This window comes from Bifidobacterium tissieri (assembly GCF_002259645.1).
Taxonomy (GTDB): Bacteria; Actinomycetota; Actinomycetes; order Actinomycetales; family Bifidobacteriaceae; genus Galliscardovia; species Galliscardovia tissieri.
Genome location: NZ_MWWV01000001.1, coordinates 54,383 through 72,488, shown reverse-complemented (window position 1 = coordinate 72,488; position 18,106 = coordinate 54,383). Strand labels below are relative to the sequence as shown.

Below are 18,106 nucleotides of genomic sequence, written 5' to 3'. Positions count from 1 at the left end.
CGCCGATGGCGATCGGTCCGGCGTGATGGCGACGGGCCGGCGGCCATCATGGTCTCCTTCCCGCATGTTCGACCCGCCGATCGTGCCACGGAACCCGCCGGGACCGCAACCCACGCCGCACGCGAAGGACATCCGTCCTTCGGAGCGTCGCGGGCTGCGACCCCGACGGAACCCGCGGCCCGGTCATCGCGTCGAACACGCTCCAGAAAGGAAACCACGATGACCACCTCCACCGACACCAAGAACACCAGCACCTACGAGATCGACAACGACCCCTGGGCTCCCTACCTCACGCAGCGGGACATCGACGACCTCCAGCTCCGCAGCAACGACCCCTGGGACCCCTGCAACTACGCCGTCGCCCTGGATCTCCTCCGCGCGCGCGACATCGACGAGTTCGCCGCCATCATCAGACTCGTCGCGGTAGACGAGAACGGCCAGCCACGCAGCCTCGAGGAGATCCGCGGCATCGTCTCCCTCCACTGACCGCCAGGGCTCCCCGACCAGGGGAGCCCTCCACCACCGCCACGAAACGCAAAACGGTCCCGCCACGCCATCCAGACGCGACAGGACCGCAGCCGACATGCGGAAGGGAACGACGCGCGATCAGTCGTCCGCCCACGGATCGAAATCATCCCCACCGCCGGGATCCTCCACGGCCACGGTCCGCGCGCCCGGCCCGGCGACGTCCGACGGCCGCGCGTCGGCCTCCGTGGCCATGTCGCGACGCGCGCGTCTGGCCTGGTTGACGAGCTGGTCGGGGAAGATCCGATAGCCGAGCAGCCTCAGCGACGCGCCGGCCTCCCCGTTCGACCCGATCCACGCGTTCGGCACGTCGGCCACATCGCCGAGCGCCACCACGCGCGCACCCCTGACGAACACGCCCGGCGCCGACTCCATGCGATCATGCATACGCTCCGCACCCGCACCACTGAACGTCACGTCCACGCCCGTGGTCCGACCGTCGACCCACCCGCCCGACTCATCACGAACCCTCGCGGTATGCAGGATCGTGAACGACAGGAACGCCGGACGACTGCCGTCCGACCTCCAGAACCTGGGGTCCCGGGCCAGATTGCCCTCGACCATGAGCACCGTCTTGACAGCTCCCACGACAAACCTCCTTGTGCGATGACTCCACCGTCACCACCCAGTCTGCACCACCGGAGCCACACGCGGTTTGGAACACGGACGATTCCAAACCACGCCCCCGTGCCATGGAGGATAATGGAGGCAAAGCGACAGAGAAGACAGGAAGCCACAGCCATGCCCATCATGCTCATATTCGATCTGGTCCTCATCGTCATCATGCTCGCGGTCGGCGCGCTCATGATCGTCGTCACGTTCGCGATCGGACTGGTCACGCACCCGATCCGCACCCTGCTGGCGACGTTCAACATCCTCTCGGGCGTCGTCGGGGGACTCGCGCTCCTGCTCGCCGTGTTCACCTGGTTCTGCTACCGGCACGACGCGTTCGACTTCAACCAGGTGTTCTGGGGATTCACCGCCACGACCGTGATCAGCATCATCATCCGCATCCTGACCACCTGGGCCCTCAACCGCATCGCCCGACACGACCGCGAGGCCCAGCTCATCGCGCAGCCGCCCCGCCCCGTGAACCGCATCACCGAGGTCCACTACCACATCACCCTGCCCGACGGACGGAAGACCGAACGCGTCGAACGGAAACTCGTCAACGCGAACGTTACCGACGAACAGCCACGACGATACGTCACCAGCGAACAGCCACGACGATAGCGACAGGCAACAAGGAAGGGGCTCCGCACGGAGCCCCTTCACATATCCACGCGCCGTCACCGACGTCAGGAATACCGCTCCCCGTCCGACCACGGGAACCCGTCATCCCCGACGTCCCCGACACCATCGGAGTCATCGACGTCATCGGGACCCGCCGCGGGAGGGACCGGCGCATCCGACACGCCATCGGACTCCCCGACGCCATCACCATCATCACCGGCGACACCGCCGTCGTCATCCGTCACGGGATTCTCGCGAAGCCGCACCGTCCCGGACGCGATCCCGGACTCCACATCGGTCAGATCCAGCATGTCCTCCAGATCCTTTTTCCGCGCGCCCTGATGCTCGCGGTACACCGACGCCGCCTCGCGAAGCCGCAGCGCCGCGTCACGGAAATCCCACACCGCGGAGAACAGCTCGCCGGCCTCCCTCCTCTTGCGCTCCATACGGGCACGCTCATCGGCCAGCAGCCCATTCATGAACACCTGCCTGGCCGCAGACACCTGTTTCCTCGCCATAAAGATCCCTCGCTTTCCAAACTCGACGAACAAACTCCGACCGACAATCGATCACAGGCAACGATACGAAACGAAGAACGAAACGAGTTTGGAAACATGAACAGCACAGAGACCCGCGACTCCCGGAATCGGCATGCCGATCCGGGAGTAGCAAGCATAGCAAGTGTACGTACACTTGCCGCTTGCCCGCCGCAGGCGGGCCAGACCGGGAGACCCGGACCCCATAGTCGGCGGAGCCTCCGGACGACGACGAAGCCGCTTGGAACGACGAGGAGCGACGCGTGAACTGGGTTGGGGGACGACGCCGGAACGTCCGCCGCACGGTCACGTTCACGCCCGAGGAATGGGACACCGTGACCAAGACATACGAGCTGTGGGCGCGCGGACGCGGGGCCTCCGCGCAGTTCGGCAGGTTCGCCCGGGAGATGCTCACCGACGGATCCGTGCGCGTCGTGGAGACCACCTGGGACCCCGAACAGGTCCTGCGACAGCTGCGTCCCATCGGCGTGAACGTCAACCAGATCGCCCGCCGCGTCAACGAGGCCGACCTGCCGACCATGCTCGCCGTGGCCGACCTGCGCGCCGAGGTCAACCGCCTGACCGACGTGATCGGCCGCATGTGCGACGACTACCGGACCACCGTCCGCAAGGCGTAGACCATGGCAGTGGTCAAGATGAAACAGATCAAGACGACGCTCTCCAGCAGCCTGGACTACATCAGCCGGGACGACAAGACCGACGGCGGACGCCTCGTCAGCACCAGCTACGGACCATGGCGCGGCGCGGCGGACGCCGAGACCGCCATGCTCGCCGACCTTGAGGAATCGGCCAATGGATTGAAGAAAAACGGCGTGCTCGCCCACCACGTCATCCAATCATTCGACCCGAACGACCCCATCACACCCGACCAGGCCCACGAAATCGGCCGCCAGTTCGCCGACGAGATCACCGGCGGGCGCCACAAGTACGTCATCGCCACCCACGTCGACCGCGACCACATCCACAACCACATCATCCTGTGCGCGGCCGGCGACGACCACAGGAAGATCCGGATCCGCAGGACCACGCTCGGCGAATGGCGCAAGATCAGCGACGGGATCTGCCGCAACGAGGGCCTGCACGTCCTGCCCGAACCCGACGAGCCACGCCACGCGCGCAGCCTCGAGGAGATCTACGCCGCCGTACGCGGCACCGGAACCAAGGAGCGGCTGCGCACCATGATCGACCTGACCGCCGCCAAATCCCACAGCTTCGACGAGTTCCGCGACCTCATGGACCTCATGGACGTCACCGTCACCATCCGCGGCCGCCACCTCACCTACGAGGACCAGACCACCGGCCTGCGCATCCGCGACACCAAGCTCGGCGAGACCTACGACGAGGAGGGAATCATGCTCCGCCTGACCCGCGACGTCATCGTGCCCATCAGCTTCAACCACCGGCTCATCGCCGAACGAACCGACCGGAACGTCACCGTATGGGTGCCCGGCACCAAGCACCAACGCCGGATCGTCATCCCCATGGACCGCATCGTCACCGACGGCACCACCTGGCGCGCATGGCTCACCGACCACCGCAGGATCACCATCCTCGACCGCCACGACCGCTACGCCGACACCGTCTGGACCCAGGGACTCTACCAATGGTTCGGCCGCCCCGACGAACGGCTCGAGACCATGGCCGACACCCGCGTCATCGACGTCACCGCCGGCCGCACCGCCGGCCAACGACGCTACTACGCCGCCCAGGGACGACGACTCGACCGGCTGCGCGAGGAGACCCGCGCCCTCAACGCCGCCCTCCGCTGGACCGGCGAGACCGGACGCGCCGACACCGCCGTCACCGCGCTACGCGACCGGCTCACCGAGGAACGCGCCGGACTCGCCGCCTCGATCATCGCCCTCGCCGACGCCATCGAACGCGACGACCCGGACCTGCAGGTCGAACGACGCGAGGACATCGCCGACCGCGAGACCCGCGTCACCAGCCTCGAACAGGACCTCACCGCCATCAAACGCACCCGGAAACGCCTCGACCGCGACACCCCGGACCACCGACACCGCGACCGCGACGACCACGAACGACACGAGACCCGCAACCGCAACACCACCAGACCACGCCGGTGACAGCCGGCAAACAGAGAAAGGAACACCACCATGGCATCACCCGAGGAGACCGTCGAAGGCACCGCCAGGGACGCCCTGCTCAGAGCCGGACAAGGCGCCGGCAAACTCATCCTCAAGGCCGGCGCCAAACTCGGGGCCGCGCTCATCGCGGCCGGCTGGCGCGTCGCCACATCACCCATCCGCACCGCGATCGAGAACCGGAAGATCGGCGGAGAGATCAGCGAAAAGCAGCTTCAGGCCACCGGCGAGGACATCCACCAGATCAGCCTCGACAACGAAAGCCTCAAGGCCGTCGGCAAAAGCCTGCGCCAATCCGGAATCACCTACGCCATCGAAAAAGGCAACGACGGCACGTACTTCCTCCACTTCCAGGGCAAGGACACCGACCACGTCGAACACGCCGTCCGCCGCGCATTCGACAGGATCGGACTCGAACTCAACCTCGACAAACCCGACGAAACCACCCCCGAACTCGGCGACAAGGACGAAATCCCCTGGGCACAGGAACTGCCGAGCCTCAACGCCGACGACACCCCCACAGGAGAGATCCCCGCCATCAGCGCCGACGACACCCCCACAGGAGAGATCCCCGCCGTCGGGCCCGAACCCCGCGTACCGGACGGAAGCCAACGCGACCAGAGCACCAGCCGGGCCTCCGACGCCGCCCGCCCCCTCATGCCGACCGGCCCACAGGCCAGCGACGCCATGACCACCATCGCCGTCACGCCGCCCGAATGGGACCCGAACGCGGAACTCGCGGCCGAAAGCCTCGACAAGCTCGGCGTGCCCTACATCCAGGACCATCAGAACGGCAAGACCACCTTCACCGTGCCCGAGGACTGCGCAGCCGCCGCGACCCAATGCATCGACGCCCTCGGCCCCTCAATCGAACAGGTCATGACACGGACGCAGACCGAAACCCCGGACCGGGGCGCCACAGACACGCCGAACGGGCCCACCGACGCCATCCCGGCAGCCGACGCCATCCCGTCCGCGGGACAGCCGACCATGCCGCAGACGACGGACGCACCCGACGAGATGGTCCAGCCGGACCACAGCTACTTCCCGCCGACCGCGGACCAGACGAATCCCCTCCCGTTCCCCACGGCCGGGCTGCCGACGGACGCGCAGCCGCCGCAGACGGGAGCGCCGGACTGGCTGCCGGACCTGCAGTTTCCCATCGAGCCGGTCCCGCAGCAACCCGCCGCAGGCCAGCCGGCACCGGACGTCGTCCAACCCGTCCAATCCGCCGCGCAGACCGACCGGAGGACGACGTCGCCGGCCGCCGACGGGACGGAGCGCCGGCCCGGACGGACACCGGCGAAGGAACGCCGCGACACCGGCAAGGGCAAACCCGAACGGGGACGGAAAGCCAAGAAGACCAGGAAGGACTTCCTCGACGCGCTCAAACAGAAGGAGAACAAGATCCGGGGCCAGCAGGGCCGCGGCACCCACCAACGCACCCGCGGCACCCGCCCGCGCGGCGACAAGCGCTGACCGAAAGGGGGAACACCATGAACGAGGAACAGCAACTCATCCGCCGCACCGCCATCATCCAGGACACCATCAACGGGATCAACGACCCCACGCCCTGGCCGACACTCGCCTGGGCCGAACACGGCGACACGCTCTGGACCGCGTCCGTCGCCGACCGGGCGGGCGTCGACGAGCTCGGCATCGCCCACGAGGCCGGAGACACCATCATCCGCCGCCACCACATCGGCGACGAGGACACCACCCTCGAATCCGCCACCGCGCTGCCCGCCGACCCGGACCACGGCATCCGCGCCCAGCTGCTCAACCACATCAGACAATGGGACGGGGCCGACCCGGACCGCTCCGGCAGCCTGCCCTACGGCACGGCCGCGACCATCACCATCCCCGGAGGCGACAGGCCACCGGCCATGGGATGGCAGCAGGCCCTCGACCGGGCCGGCCGCTCCGTGCTCGCCTCGGACCCGGACCGCGTCCGCACGGCGATGCTCCGCTGGCGGCTCGACCACACGACGAGACCCTGCGCCTGGTACCTCGAGACCAACGGCTACGACCTGCACATCATCGAATGGACGCACTCCGACGGCCAGGCCACCTCCTACCGGTACACGCACCTGCAATACGACGACACCACCGGCGACGGGCCCGCCATGACCACCATCGCATCCAGCGAGGCGACACCGCCAACGGAGCCGACAGCGGACGACGACACGTCGCTCGAACGGGCCAGCCGCACCATCCACGACGACTACCAGCGCCTGCGCGACCGGGAAGGCGGCGTCACCGACACCCCGACCGTCCACGCCATCGGACAGTCCGGCCTCCTGCACGACGGGCAGGCACCCCGCATCCTCACCCCCGCGGGCCGGAGCGCCGCCAGCTGGAGCACCGTCGTGGAACGACAGGCCCTCCGCCTCGCCGCGCCCGCGCCGCAGCCACAGCCCCGCGCACGCGAACGACGCCGCGACACCTGGCCCAACGTCAACATCCCCGCCGACCTGACCCGCCCCTACACGCGCAAGGGCCGAGACGGACGCGAATGGGCCAAGATGATCGTCGTCATGCCCGCCGGCACCACCATCCACGGCACCGACGTCAGCGGATGGCGCGCCGACCGGTTCATGACCCAGGCCAACCGACGCCAACGGCGGGACGGCCGTCCGGTCAACCTCCGCCTCCGCCCAGGCGAACCCATAGAACTGTTCCACGGCAGGGGAGCGGAACGCAGGACCCTCACCGTCGCCGACCCATGGGCCCTGTGCACCGCCGTCAAGACCGCGCTCACCACGCCACGCCCCGTACGCGACCACGCGCCGGCCGCGACCACGGGCGACGACGAGCCGGCATCGGGGCCATCCGACACCGCGATCCGCGTCGCCAGACAGCTCGCCGAGGACGACCGGACATGGCGGCAGGCCAGACGGATCATCACGGGCAACGAACACCGGACGGACCCGGCACGCACGCGCGACGCGGTGGAACGACTCGTCGAAACGGCGGCGAAACGCTACACGGCAAGCCACCCGCAGGCCCCGACACCCAACGCCAGGGACCTACGACAGGCCACGGAACTGACCCTGCGCTACCTCGCGCCCGAAGCCCACGACCAGAAGGAGACACAGGAATGACCACCACGACCAGCGGCGCCGGCCACACGACCGGACGGTCCGGCAACCCCACCGTCGACAGGGAGGACAACCGGCGCACCATCCCGGACCGGCGCATCAACGACCCGGACAGGATCAAACCGACCCCCGGCAACCTCCGCCTCCTGCACGAGACCGCCGACCGGCTCGGCGAGGGCCGGCCCATCGACGACCCCATCACCCAATTGCGCACGCTCGACTCACGCACCGCCATGCCCATCCTCAAACGCACCATGAGCGACGCGCAGATCCAGGAGGCGCGATGGTACGGCGGATGGAACCCCGACCGGGACGACTGCGTGCGCGTCAACGAGGACGGCGACCTCGAGGGACTCACCCGCGCGCAGGCCGACCAGCTCGTCTGGAGCCGGCGCAACGACATCATCGACGCGGCACGCGACGAAAGCATCGACGCCGAGACCATGACCACGCTCGACGCCATGGCCGACCGCACCGAAATGCCCGACCAGCCCGACCTCGACAACCCCGACCGGGAGGAGGCCCACGGCACGATCCGCCGATCCAGCCGGAGCCGGAACGGAGGACACTGACATGACGGCCGGAAACCCCATCGCCTACATCATGCTCCTCCTGCCCGCCATCATCCTCGCCCTGGCCGGACTGGCCTGCGACACCCCGAGGGACGACCATGGCGGACGATCCCGGGACCGGGAGGAGGACGACGAATCATGACCGACACGATCCGGCGGCTGATCCTCATCGAGGGACGCCTCGCCCGAACCCCGGAGATCGACGACGCCGCGCAGACCGCCCGGCTCACGATCGGCATCCGCACCGCCGACGGCCCCGAAACCATCACAGGCACCGCCAGGGGAGCCAGCCACCTCGACAACCTCGCCCGCCACAACGCCGCGCGACGCACCCCGATCATGATCCGCGGCCACGTCGACGACGGGCCTGACATCCGCATCGAGACCATCGCCCTCGACCTGAGCCACGACCCCGACGAGGCCACGCCATGACCGGGATCGCCGACCGGCGCACGGAGACCTGCATCGGCGACGAGACCGGACGCCGGCTCCTGCACGACACCGGCGCCCGAACCGACGCCGGCATCGACCCCGACACCACCATCGGCAGGCTCCTCCTAGCCACCGCCCACGCGTCCGCGCCCATCGCCGTGCACGCCGAGAACGGCATCGGCAAGGGATGCCTGCTCATCATCGACATCCCCGCACGGACGCACCCCACCCCGGACGACGGAACACGACAGGAGACGCCGAGCACCGACGAACCGGGCGAGCCGGCCCCCGACGCCGACGACACCCCCACCGTCGAGATCCCCGCCATCGGCCACGAACCGGACAGGCGACACCTCGGCGAATTCCTCGACGAGCTCAGACGCCGCGAGGAACGAATCCGCAACAGCAAGCGAAAGAAGGACAGGAAGCAATGATCCGCAAGGCATTCCCCATCATCCTCACCATGATCCTCGGCCTATGGGCCGGCGACGTCATCACCCACGCCATCACCACATCCATCGCGGCAGGCGCCACGCCGGACGAGACCATCAACGCCGTCACCGCCGCGCTGGCGCACCCCACAGGCATCGGCCTCGACCGCGACAGCCTGCTCGGCGGCATCGCAGGCATGTTCCTGGTCGGCGTCGCCTGGCTCTACAAATGGAGCATGCGACGCAACTACCGCGACGGCGAGGAATTCGGCTCCGCCCGCTGGGCCAGACCCGAGGAGATGGCCCCCTACACCGACAGGGACCGCCGCCAGAACCTCCAGATGACCGCCAGCGAGGGACTCAGCCTCGACACCATGGCCACCCGCCGCAACCTCAACACCATCGTCATCGGCGGCTCCGGCTCCGGAAAGACCAGCGGCTACGTCCTGCCCAACATCGCCAACGCCAGCATGGACTACGTGTGCACCGACCCCAAGGGCGAACTCCACGACCGCTGCGCCCGCCGGCTCGCCGACGCCGGATACGAGATCCACAAGCTCGACCTGATCGACCTGACCACCAGCACCACGTTCAACCCGCTCAAATATATCGACCCCGACAAGGCCGACGTGGCCATCATGCGACTCGTGGGCAACATCATCGACAACACCAACAACCCCGAGGCGCGCAACGGCGGCGACCAGTTCTGGGAGAAAAGCGAGAAAAGCCTCCTGACCGCGCTCATCGGCTACATCTACTACACCGCGGACGACAAGCACCGCAACCTCGCCGGCGTGCTCGACCTGACCGACGACCTCGAGGCCAGCGAGGAGGACGAGACCCGCATGAGCGAAATGGACATCAAGATCCAGGCCGCCCGCGAACTCGTCAGGGAATGGGAGGCCAGCCCCGACGACTGGGACGAGGAGACCGGACGCACCGCCCGCGGCCTCAAATTCGTCGTCAGCCAATACACGCCCTTCAGCAAGGGCGCCGGCGAGACCAAGAAATCCATCATCATCTCCATCGGCGTGCGCCTCGCACCCCTCCAGGTCGTCAACGTGCGCAAGATCCTCGAGACCGACAACATCGGCATCGACCACATCGGCGAGACCGGCCGCCGGACCGCGATCTTCCTCGCCCTGCCCGACGAGGACCGCACCTTCAACTTCATCGCCGCCATCTTCTACCAGTGCCTCTTCGACAACGTCATCAAACGCACCCGCGGCATGGACGGACAGGCCCTGCCCACACCCCTGCACTGCTTCCTCGACGAGTTCGCCAACGTCGGCCGCATCCCCAACTTCGACACGCTCGTCAGCACCATCCGGTCACGCAACATCAGCGTCAGCGTCATCCTGCAGACCATGGCCCAGCTCAAGGCCATGTACGAGAAGCAATGGGAGACCATCATCGGCAACTGCGACAGCATCCTCTTCCTCGGCGGCAACGAGCAGACCACGACCGAATGGATCTCCAAACAGCTCGGCAAGGCCACCATCGACATGCGCGACACCAGCCAGAGCAAGGGAGCCAGCGGCAGCTTCACCATCAGCAACCGCCGGACCGGCCGCGAGCTCATGACCCCCGACGAACTCGCACAGATGGACAACGCCAAATGCGTGTACATGCTGCGCGGCGTCCACCCGTTCCTCTCCGACAAGATCCGCCCCGGCGCCACGCCCCGCGCCGCGGGCCGGTCCACCCTCAAGCACTCCAAAGGCTGGAGGCCACGCCGGCCCCTTCCCCGCAAGACCGACGGGAAGGACAAACACGGCAAGGCATCCGAATGACGAAAACGGCCCCCGCGCCCGCACCCCGGAAAAGAGGGGAGACGGACGCGGGGGCCGCGTCATGCGTCACAGGCTCGGATCCACGTCGGGGAACACATCGGGAACCTCATCGCCCGGCACATCCCAGCCCGGCGAACCGGCCGGAGGCACCACCGTCCGATCCCCGTCCGACGAGCCCGACGCTCCGGAACCGGAACCCGCGACGGACGGCGAACCATCGCCGCCGGCGGCCGGACCGGTCCCGGAATCCGACCCTCCGACGGGCGTGGAACCGGTACGCCCGGCATCCGCCGACGCGTCCCTCCCCTTCGACACGGGGGAGCCGGAGGGCTTCGGCGAGGCCCCGCCGGCCGGCTGCCCGGCGGACTTGGACAGGACGGCGACGAGCTGGTCCAGACGCGTGCGCGCGGCCATCGCCTCGGCCAGGTTCGACCGGTCGACCGCCACGCCGCGCCATTTGTCCGCGAGACGGCGCATCTCGTCGCGGTCGGGCCCGGCCGGCGCGTCGCCCATCCCGTCGGCGCGGCCGATCAGGTCGGCCAGGGCGGAGCCCGTCTCATCGGCGCGCGCGTCCATCACCGTGCCCCACGTCGACGCCAGATCCCGGCGCGCCTCGTCCAGACGCCCGACCGGATGCGATCCATCGTCCATGAGCGCGCGCATCGCCGTCAGCCGGTCGGCGACCTGCCTGTCGTCCGCCACCGGGCTCGCCGCGACCCTGACCGCCAGGGCGGCCGCCTCGCCGCGCACGTCGTCCCAACCCTGCGGAACCGATGACGCGGAGGGGCTGGCCGCGACCTGCGGCATGCCCGGGGCCGGCGCGGGAGCCCCGCCATGCGACGCGTTGAACGCCACGGCGCCGACGCCGCAGGCCACCAGGGCGACCACCGCCACCACCGGCAGCACGCGGCGCAGGCGGGAGCCCATGCTCACACGCACGCGCTCGTCCCCTGCGGCGGGCCGCTCCCCGTAGCGACCCGAGATCAGATCATCCCACGACGGGCGCGCCATGACCGGGCCATGCCCGGCCACGCCGACTCCCACACGCGCCTCGCGCGGCGGCTCCGGCCCGTCGGCCCGCAGTCCGAGCATAGCCGAGGTGTCCGCGAGCATCAGGTCGCGCACGTCGCCGGGATCTCGATGCGGGACCGGCGGCACCCAGCCGGGCGGGGCCGGCGGATTGCCCGCCACATCGACCCCGACGCGCCGCGCCCGGTTGACCCACCGTCTCAACGCCGGCCACGAGTTCGGATGCGCGGCGATCTCGTCGAGACGGTCCCGCCAGTCCATGTCCATGGCCATGGCGTACAGGCGATCCGGCGGCGTGGACGGCGGGATGCCGTCCGCCGCCGGCGTGGTCTCATCGATCCGCCGCATCGCCGGGATCCTCCATCACGTACTGGTCGTACGGGCCCTGGATGCCGGTCGCCATCCACCGGCCCGTGTCCTGCCTGCGCAGCGACACGATCCACGGCGACTCGCCGCCGTTCCACACGCTGCACACCGCGGTCGACGCCGACCCGTCCATCAGCCCGGTCCCGTAGTCCGCGGACGGGTCCTGCCCCGCCAGCGCCGACACCGGGGTAGACAGGCCCTGCGCGTCGTCCGTGAACAGACGACGCAGCGACGCCTCGCGGTCGGGCGAATCCGTCACGAACGCGCGCACCGCGTCCGCGGCCATCGCGTCACACGCCGCCGCCGCGCCGTCCGCCTCCACGCCCCGGACCCCGTCCGGCGACGCGGACGCGGACGCCGACGCCGAGGGGGACGCCGACGCGGACGGCGACGCCGTGGCGGGACCCGACGCCGAGGGGGACGCGGACGGCGACGCCCCCTGGCCGCCGAACGTCTCCTCGAACGTCGGACCCCCGGCCGCCATGCCGATCAGCACGGCGAACACCGCGACGACGCCGACCGCCATGAGAGCGACCCGACGCCTGAACCTCCTGTCATCATCCAACATGCGATTCCTCTCCTGTCCTAGTGGATGAAGCTGATGCCGGCGCCCATCTGGGCCAGCGACTGCGCGCTGATGGTCTCCGTGACCACCGCCATCCAGCCGGTGCCCGACTGGCTGATCAGGATCGACCCATCATCGTTGACCTTCTCCACCACGGCCACATGCCCGTAGACCCTGCTGCTGCCGTGCACGCCAGGCTCGAACACGATCACGTCGCCCGGGGCCGGCGCGCCGGACACCGGGTATCCCAGGGCCATGGCCTTCTCGTTCCACTGCCCGCCGTTGCCCATGTACGGGTCGACCGGCCTGCCGATCTGCGCGCGACGCTGCGACGCCCACCATGTGCACTGGTACAGCTCGTACGTCGTGCTCGTGGCGGCGATGCCCATCGCGGTGAAGTCCACATGATAGCCGTCCTGCTTCATGATCATCGGCGGGGAGAGCGTGCCCTTCTGGGCGCCGTCGGACCCCTCGCCCGCCGCCTGGAAGTAGGGGACGCGGCCGATGATCTTCTGCACGTATGCCTGCGTCTCCCGGTACGGGGGAATCCCGTGGTAGGTGACCACCGCGCCCAGGCCGGCGTTGTACGCGGCGAGCGTCAGCGCCAGCGGGTCGCCCGAGACGCGTCCGGCCGACTGCAGGCCGGCCACGCCGTTGGCGAGCTCGCACATGTAGTTGCCCTGCGACCAGATCGCGTCGTGCGGGTTCATGACGTCGGCCCTGCCGTCGCCGTCGCCGTCCTTGCCGTGGGTGGCCCAGGTGGAGGGGATGAACTGCGCGATGCCCTGCGCGCCGGCCGAGCTGCCCGCGTTCGGGTTCCAGTTGGACTCCGCCTCGATCTGCGCGGCGATCACGGCCGGGGTCACGGTCGCGCAGATCGCGCCGGCGCGCTTGACGTCCTCCACGTACTCGGCCGGCACGTTCTGCACGTCGCCGCCCATGACCGTCGGGCTCTGGTCCTTCGACAGGGGCAGCCACGACAGGATCGCGACCAGCACGACGGCCACCGCGGTGACCGCGGCCACGACCAGGACCATCGGCGCGGACCCGGCCGACACCGCCGCGATCGCGCGCGTGACCGCCATGCGCGCCGCATTGGCGGCCCGGGCCGCGGCCGACGCGATCCCCCGGGCCCCGTTCACCGTGGCCTGCGCGGCCCTCGCCGGCGCGTGGCGGTGCCTGACCGCGAACGCGGCGCCCTTCACGGCGCCCCTCGTGCCCGTCGTGGCCGAACGGAACGCCAGGTTCTGCGCCGACGCGCCGATCCTCGACGTCACGTCCGTGTCCTCGGCGGTCAGACGGTTGCGCACGTCGTGCACGACGCCGCCCGCCGCGCGCCCGATGCGGTTGGACGCCCGCCCGGCCTTCTTCATCATCACGATCCGGCGGCTGGCGGTCTCCTCGACCTTCTGCGACACGCCGACCCACGAGCGGATCCTCGAGCCGGCCGCCCGGGCCGCCTTGCGTCCCACGGCCCTGCCGGCGGCCCCCACGGGCTTCGACGCGACCGACACCGACAGGCCGACCGAGTCCACGCCCATGGACGACGCGGCGTCCGACCGGTCCGCGGACGCCGACCACACGCGATGCACCGTCGCGCCCACCGCGCGCGAGACGCGGCGCTTGCCCGGCTTGCGGTCCACCATCTGCCCGTCGGGCACCACCTGCGCCCCGGCCGACGCGCCGGACCCGCCGGAGACCGTGGCCGAGGGGCCGGAGGCGTCGGGCCTGGCCGTCGTGGGGGATGGCGCGGGGGCCGCGCCGCTCACCTGGCGGCCTCCCTGTCGTCGAAGCTCGTCGTGTACAGGCCGTACAGCAGGCTGTCGTCACGGATACGCCCGTCGAACGGCACGTAGGCCGGGCCGATCTTCATCAGGCCCTGGCCCGGCATCACGTTCGTGAAATAGGAGCGCTGCTCGTCCGACAGCTTCAGCAGCGAGCACAGCTCGTCCGCGTCCGACGCGTTCTGCGTCAGCAGCATCAGGAAATCGCTGTTCGACAGCATCAGCCTCGCCCCGTCGTCCATCAGCAGCTCCTCGATGTTCTGCGTGATGCCCGTCACGCCCAGACCGTACTTGCGGGCGCGCTTGTAGATGTCCAGGAACTGGCTCGACGCGTACCCGTTCGAGAAGAACCGGTGGAACTCGTCCACGTACAGCCAGGTGCGCCGGCCGGCGGCGCGGTTGCGCAGCACGCGGTTCCACACCTGGTCGATGATCACCATCATGCCGAACGTGCGCAGCTCGCCCGTCAGCGCGCTCACGTCGAACACCGTCATGCGGTTGTCCAGGTTCACGTTCGTCTGGCCCGAGAAGCCCGACAGCGACCCGGACGTGTACGCGTCAAGGCTCACCGCCAGCAGATGGCCCGCATCCTCTCCCGTCGCCTCCAGCGCGTCGCGCAGATCCCCCAGCGTCGGCTGCAGCGGGGAGCCCGAATCACGCCAGCGCACGTACAATCCCAGCGCGGAGCGGTCCACCAGGCTCTTCTCCACCGCCGTCAGGCCCGTGTTGCCGCCGACCAGCGAGCCGATCATCGACACCAGGTTGTTCGTCTTAGTCTTCATCGGATCCACGTCGCCGGTCTCGTCCAGCACGATGTCCAACGGGTTGATGCACTGATGGCCGCCCGCGCTGATCTCCACGATCTGCCCGCCGAACGCGTGGCACAGGGCCAGATACTCGCGCTCCGGGTCGATGATGATCACGTCGTCGTCGCGGTTGAGGAACATCGAGCCGATCTCCTGCTTGACGCTGAACGACTTGCCGCCGCCCGACGTGCCCAGGATGAACCCGTTCGAGTTCATGTGCGCGCGACGGTCCGCGACGATCGGATTGCCCGTCTTCGTGTTCGCCCCGTAGAAGATGCCCCTGGGCTCGTACACCTCCTGCGTGGTGAACGGGATCAGGATCGCCGACGAGTTCGTCGTCAGCGTCCGCCGCATCGGCAGCGGGTTGTTGCCCAGCGGCAGCTCCGCGACCAGACCCTCGATCTGCATGTACGACAGCGACTCCGCCTTGCACGCCTGCGCGTTGACTCGCGTGCGCACCTGCTTGACCGCATGCTCCAGCTCCTCCTCGCTGTCCGCGCTCACGCCGATCACGATCATCGCGTTCACCAGACGCTGGTTCGTGCGCCGCAGCTCGTCGCGCAGATCGCCGATCTGCGTCTGCTGGTCGGCCAGATCGTCCGGCAGGTCGTCCGGGTCCAGGCCCTGGCGGCGGTTCTGCCGGCGCGTCTCCATCACCTGCATCTTGATCTCCGCGCCCTTGCGCCGCACCATCGTCATCGAGTCGCCGCGATCGTACGGCGCCAGATGCACGCTCACGTTCACCCTCGCGCGCAGGCCCGTCAGCTCGTTGATCAGCTGGTCCGACAGCTCCGGGGGCAGGCCCGAGATCCACAGCGTGCGATGCCAGAACCCCGAATCCAGCGACTCCACGCGCAGCGTCGACGCCCTCGACGCGTCGATCATCCACGGGCACACCAGATCCTTGACATCCGGCCGGCCCTGCAGATGACGGAACGTACGCTCGTTGAACCGCAGATCCTCGCCCGGACGCAGGATCTCCGACATCAGCGCCAGACGCTGCTCGCGGGTCAGCCTGGTCGCCCGGCACCCGTCGATCGCGTTGAGCTGCGCCGCGACCGAATTGCACAGGCCGTTGAGCGTGTTGACCGCCATGTCCCGGTCATGCTCCTCGACCGTCAGCGTGAGGACCTTGACCGTCTCCGTGTTGCGCGACGCCGCCTCCAGCTTCGAGCCCACCAGATCGTTGTAGTCGTGGCGCCACCGGTCCAGCCCGTCGCCGCGGTCCGCCATCCGGATGTCCCTCAGCACGTCGTCGAGGCCGCGCGTGCGCGTGTACAAACCGATCTGGATGTCCTGGCCGCCCTCGAGCCCGGTGAGCATCTTGGCCCAATGGTCGATGATCTCCATCTGATGACGCTCCGGCGCCAGCTGGTAGTTGATGTCCGTGAACGACATCGACGCGCTCCACCGGTCGTCGCCCAGATACGCGATCCCGTTGCGCAGCATCGAATCGAACCCGATCAGCGTCTTCACGCTTGCGGGCATCCTCCCGCTCCTCCGCGCCCTGCGCCGCTCGCGCTCACGCGGATCCTCGGCGCCGTCCCCGCCCTTCGACCCGGGAAAACCGAACATACCCTCTACTCCTTCTACTCCTTCAACGACGGCCGGGCCGGGGTGACGAACCGGCGCGACGGGCCATCCAACAGGTACACGTTCCGATGCGCGTAATGCCGCCACAGGTAGCGCGCATACCGCTCCGGCATCAGACCGCGGGGACGCCACCACCCCCACATCGCGATCGGGATGCCCGGGGGAAAGACCAGATACATGCACAGATCCGACGGCAGCCCCGCCACGATCCACAACAGCAGATACCCGCCGCCGCACACCACCGCCAGCACGACCGCCGCCAGCAGCTGACGCCACGACAGGCCCAGGAACACCTTCGACTCGATCGAACTGATCTCCCGGTACACCGGCATCTGCAAAGCCATGCGAAAAACCTCCTACTCGCCGCCGAACAGCTTCTTGGCCACCCCGTTGGCGACCATCACGATGCCGATCAGCAGCACCGACGCCAGCAGCAGATTCCCGAAATTCGAGATGATCCACCCCGGCAGGCTGTCACCCTCCTTGAACCCGTCCATCGTCAGCACGTTCTTCACGAACGTGCGATACACGATCACCGCGAGATACAGGGTCGCGCACTGGAACACCAGCACCGCGTACTGCTTGAAATAGCCGATGCCCCACGCCTTCGTCTCCTCGTGCGCGCAGAACGCGATCGGCAGCGGGTTGAACGCCGTCATCATGTACAGCTGGACGAACCGCAGCAGGATCACGACCGTGAACACGATCGACGCGGCCTGCGACACCACGAACGGGATGATCAGCAGCACCATGCACGCCGCCTGGCCCGCCCAGCCCGCATCCTTGATCTGATCCGCCATCGCGTCGCCCAGACCCATCGTGGACGTGGCCCCCTCCGTGGGCGCCGCCGACGTGAACCCCGACATCATCGACGAGCCCAGCTCGTCGACCGCCTTCAGCAGCAGCTCGCTGTTCTGCGCCAAAGTGAACACGATCGCGATCCTCAGCATCGCCGCCGCGACCATCTTCATGCCCAGCTCGCGATCCGCGTCCACCTTCGTGGACACGCGCGCCAGCTCCATCGAGAACACGATGGCGAGCACGATGCTCGCCATCGGCTTCACCGCGGTATCCGCCACACGCAGGGACAGGTCATACAGGTCATGGTTGAAATCGGCCGGCGTCTGCAGCAGACGGGACACCATATCCTGCGACACGCCGTTGCCGATCGTGTTCAGCAGGCCGATGAGCCAATCCTCCATGCGCGGCCACCC

The 18,106-nt window shown here is 68.7% G+C and carries 19 protein-coding genes; 11 read left to right on the top strand and 8 right to left on the bottom strand.

What is annotated here, in order from left to right; genetic code table 11:
• Positions 1-219 precede the first annotated feature (219 nt).
• Positions 220-486, top strand: coding sequence for a hypothetical protein (locus BTIS_RS00375; RefSeq protein WP_094661683.1), 267 nt, complete (start codon positions 220-222; stop codon positions 484-486).
• A 120-nt stretch (positions 487-606) separates the two neighbouring features.
• On the opposite strand, the gene BTIS_RS00370 is transcribed toward BTIS_RS00375, so the two are convergent.
• Positions 607-1,113, bottom strand: coding sequence for a hypothetical protein (locus BTIS_RS00370; protein WP_094661682.1), 507 nt, complete (start codon positions 1,111-1,113; stop codon positions 607-609).
• A 153-nt stretch (positions 1,114-1,266) separates the two neighbouring features.
• On the opposite strand from BTIS_RS00370, the gene BTIS_RS00365 reads away from it, so the two are divergent.
• Entirely contained in the window at positions 1,267-1,758 is a 492-nt protein-coding gene (locus tag BTIS_RS00365; protein WP_094661681.1) for a hypothetical protein, read from the top strand.
• A gap of 65 nt (positions 1,759-1,823) precedes the next feature.
• Here BTIS_RS00365 and BTIS_RS00360 read toward each other — a convergent pair whose 3' ends face one another.
• A complete protein-coding gene (locus BTIS_RS00360; RefSeq protein ID WP_143248821.1) occupies positions 1,824-2,276 on the bottom strand; it encodes a hypothetical protein in 453 nt (150 codons plus the stop codon).
• A gap of 281 nt (positions 2,277-2,557) precedes the next feature.
• On the opposite strand from BTIS_RS00360, the gene BTIS_RS00355 reads away from it, so the two are divergent.
• From BTIS_RS00355 to BTIS_RS00320, 9 genes are read left to right on the top strand one after another with little or no spacing between them, the layout of a single operon-like run.
• On the top strand, positions 2,558-2,932 hold the full coding sequence (locus BTIS_RS00355; protein ID WP_094661679.1) for a MobC family plasmid mobilization relaxosome protein: 375 nt from the start codon (positions 2,558-2,560) through the stop codon (positions 2,930-2,932).
• Positions 2,933-2,935: 3 nt separating this feature from the next.
• Positions 2,936-4,402: a relaxase/mobilization nuclease domain-containing protein gene (locus tag BTIS_RS00350; RefSeq protein ID WP_094661678.1), complete on the top strand. Its 1,467-nt coding sequence runs from the start codon at positions 2,936-2,938 to the stop codon at positions 4,400-4,402.
• A 30-nt stretch (positions 4,403-4,432) separates the two neighbouring features.
• The gene (locus BTIS_RS00345; protein WP_094661677.1) at positions 4,433-5,899 is read left to right on the top strand and encodes a PcfB family protein; all 1,467 of its coding nucleotides are present in this window, start codon (positions 4,433-4,435) and stop codon (positions 5,897-5,899) included.
• Between the two features lie 17 nt (positions 5,900-5,916).
• Positions 5,917-7,524, top strand: coding sequence for a hypothetical protein (locus tag BTIS_RS00340; RefSeq protein WP_094661676.1), 1,608 nt, complete (start codon positions 5,917-5,919; stop codon positions 7,522-7,524).
• Positions 7,521-8,093, top strand: a complete 573-nt coding sequence (locus BTIS_RS00335; RefSeq protein ID WP_094661675.1) for a hypothetical protein — start codon at positions 7,521-7,523, stop codon at positions 8,091-8,093. Before BTIS_RS00340 ends, BTIS_RS00335 begins: the two co-directional genes overlap by 4 nt.
• A 1-nt stretch (position 8,094) precedes the next feature.
• Positions 8,095-8,235 carry a hypothetical protein gene (locus BTIS_RS11790; protein WP_158216799.1) on the top strand — a complete coding sequence of 47 codons (141 nt, stop codon included), beginning with the start codon at positions 8,095-8,097 and terminating at the stop codon, positions 8,233-8,235.
• Entirely contained in the window at positions 8,232-8,525 is a 294-nt protein-coding gene (locus BTIS_RS00330; RefSeq protein ID WP_094661674.1) for a hypothetical protein, read from the top strand. Before BTIS_RS11790 ends, BTIS_RS00330 begins: the two co-directional genes overlap by 4 nt.
• Entirely contained in the window at positions 8,522-8,959 is a 438-nt protein-coding gene (locus BTIS_RS00325) for a hypothetical protein (RefSeq protein WP_094661673.1), read from the top strand. The genes BTIS_RS00330 and BTIS_RS00325 overlap by 4 nt, the downstream gene beginning before the upstream one ends.
• The gene (locus BTIS_RS00320) at positions 8,956-10,749 is read left to right on the top strand and encodes a VirD4-like conjugal transfer protein, CD1115 family (protein WP_094661672.1); all 1,794 of its coding nucleotides are present in this window, start codon (positions 8,956-8,958) and stop codon (positions 10,747-10,749) included. Before BTIS_RS00325 ends, BTIS_RS00320 begins: the two co-directional genes overlap by 4 nt.
• Positions 10,750-10,815: 66 nt before the next feature.
• Here the strand turns inward: BTIS_RS00320 and BTIS_RS00315 are convergent, their stop codons facing one another.
• From BTIS_RS00315 to BTIS_RS00285, 6 genes are all read right to left on the bottom strand, one after another.
• A complete protein-coding gene (locus tag BTIS_RS00315; RefSeq protein WP_094661671.1) occupies positions 10,816-12,126 on the bottom strand; it encodes a hypothetical protein in 1,311 nt (436 codons plus the stop codon).
• Entirely contained in the window at positions 12,110-12,712 is a 603-nt protein-coding gene (locus BTIS_RS11605; protein ID WP_143248820.1) for a hypothetical protein, read from the bottom strand. The genes BTIS_RS00315 and BTIS_RS11605 overlap by 17 nt, the downstream gene beginning before the upstream one ends.
• A gap of 17 nt (positions 12,713-12,729) precedes the next feature.
• Complete coding sequence (locus BTIS_RS11785) at positions 12,730-13,794, bottom strand: lytic transglycosylase domain-containing protein (RefSeq protein WP_158216798.1); 1,065 nt, start codon at positions 13,792-13,794, stop codon at positions 12,730-12,732.
• A gap of 680 nt (positions 13,795-14,474) precedes the next feature.
• Positions 14,475-16,874 (bottom strand): VirB4-like conjugal transfer ATPase, CD1110 family, encoded by a 2,400-nt coding sequence (locus tag BTIS_RS00295; protein ID WP_094661667.1) that lies wholly within the window; start codon positions 16,872-16,874, stop codon positions 14,475-14,477.
• 14 nt (positions 16,875-16,888) lie between these two features.
• Positions 16,889-17,236 (bottom strand): PrgI family protein, encoded by a 348-nt coding sequence (locus BTIS_RS00290; RefSeq protein ID WP_094661666.1) that lies wholly within the window; start codon positions 17,234-17,236, stop codon positions 16,889-16,891.
• 12 nt (positions 17,237-17,248) lie between these two features.
• On the bottom strand, positions 17,249-18,094 hold the full coding sequence (locus BTIS_RS00285) for a VirB6/TrbL-like conjugal transfer protein, CD1112 family (RefSeq protein WP_094661665.1): 846 nt from the start codon (positions 18,092-18,094) through the stop codon (positions 17,249-17,251).
• Positions 18,095-18,106 lie beyond the last annotated feature (12 nt).

What these genes read in the sequence shown, in the direction of transcription:
- BTIS_RS11790 (WP_158216799.1), top strand. Translation starts at nt 8,095, where the DNA reads ATGACGGCCGGAAACCCCATCGCCTACATCATGCTCCTCCTGCCCGCC.
- BTIS_RS00335 (WP_094661675.1), top strand. Translation starts at nt 7,521, where the DNA reads ATGACCACCACGACCAGCGGCGCCGGCCACACGACCGGACGGTCCGGC.
- BTIS_RS00375 (WP_094661683.1), top strand. Translation starts at nt 220, where the DNA reads ATGACCACCTCCACCGACACCAAGAACACCAGCACCTACGAGATCGAC.
- BTIS_RS11785 (WP_158216798.1), bottom strand. Translation starts at nt 13,794, where the DNA reads ATGGCGGTCACGCGCGCGATCGCGGCGGTGTCGGCCGGGTCCGCGCCG.
- BTIS_RS00360 (WP_143248821.1), bottom strand. Translation starts at nt 2,276, where the DNA reads ATGGCGAGGAAACAGGTGTCTGCGGCCAGGCAGGTGTTCATGAATGGG.
- BTIS_RS00290 (WP_094661666.1), bottom strand. Translation starts at nt 17,236, where the DNA reads ATGGCTTTGCAGATGCCGGTGTACCGGGAGATCAGTTCGATCGAGTCG.
- BTIS_RS00315 (WP_094661671.1), bottom strand. Translation starts at nt 12,126, where the DNA reads ATGCGGCGGATCGATGAGACCACGCCGGCGGCGGACGGCATCCCGCCG.
- BTIS_RS00295 (WP_094661667.1), bottom strand. Translation starts at nt 16,874, where the DNA reads ATGTTCGGTTTTCCCGGGTCGAAGGGCGGGGACGGCGCCGAGGATCCG.
- BTIS_RS00320 (WP_094661672.1), top strand. Translation starts at nt 8,956, where the DNA reads ATGATCCGCAAGGCATTCCCCATCATCCTCACCATGATCCTCGGCCTA.
- BTIS_RS00350 (WP_094661678.1), top strand. Translation starts at nt 2,936, where the DNA reads ATGGCAGTGGTCAAGATGAAACAGATCAAGACGACGCTCTCCAGCAGC.
- BTIS_RS11605 (WP_143248820.1), bottom strand. Translation starts at nt 12,712, where the DNA reads ATGTTGGATGATGACAGGAGGTTCAGGCGTCGGGTCGCTCTCATGGCG.
- BTIS_RS00345 (WP_094661677.1), top strand. Translation starts at nt 4,433, where the DNA reads ATGGCATCACCCGAGGAGACCGTCGAAGGCACCGCCAGGGACGCCCTG.
- BTIS_RS00340 (WP_094661676.1), top strand. Translation starts at nt 5,917, where the DNA reads ATGAACGAGGAACAGCAACTCATCCGCCGCACCGCCATCATCCAGGAC.
- BTIS_RS00285 (WP_094661665.1), bottom strand. Translation starts at nt 18,094, where the DNA reads ATGGAGGATTGGCTCATCGGCCTGCTGAACACGATCGGCAACGGCGTG.
- BTIS_RS00365 (WP_094661681.1), top strand. Translation starts at nt 1,267, where the DNA reads ATGCCCATCATGCTCATATTCGATCTGGTCCTCATCGTCATCATGCTC.
- BTIS_RS00330 (WP_094661674.1), top strand. Translation starts at nt 8,232, where the DNA reads ATGACCGACACGATCCGGCGGCTGATCCTCATCGAGGGACGCCTCGCC.
- BTIS_RS00325 (WP_094661673.1), top strand. Translation starts at nt 8,522, where the DNA reads ATGACCGGGATCGCCGACCGGCGCACGGAGACCTGCATCGGCGACGAG.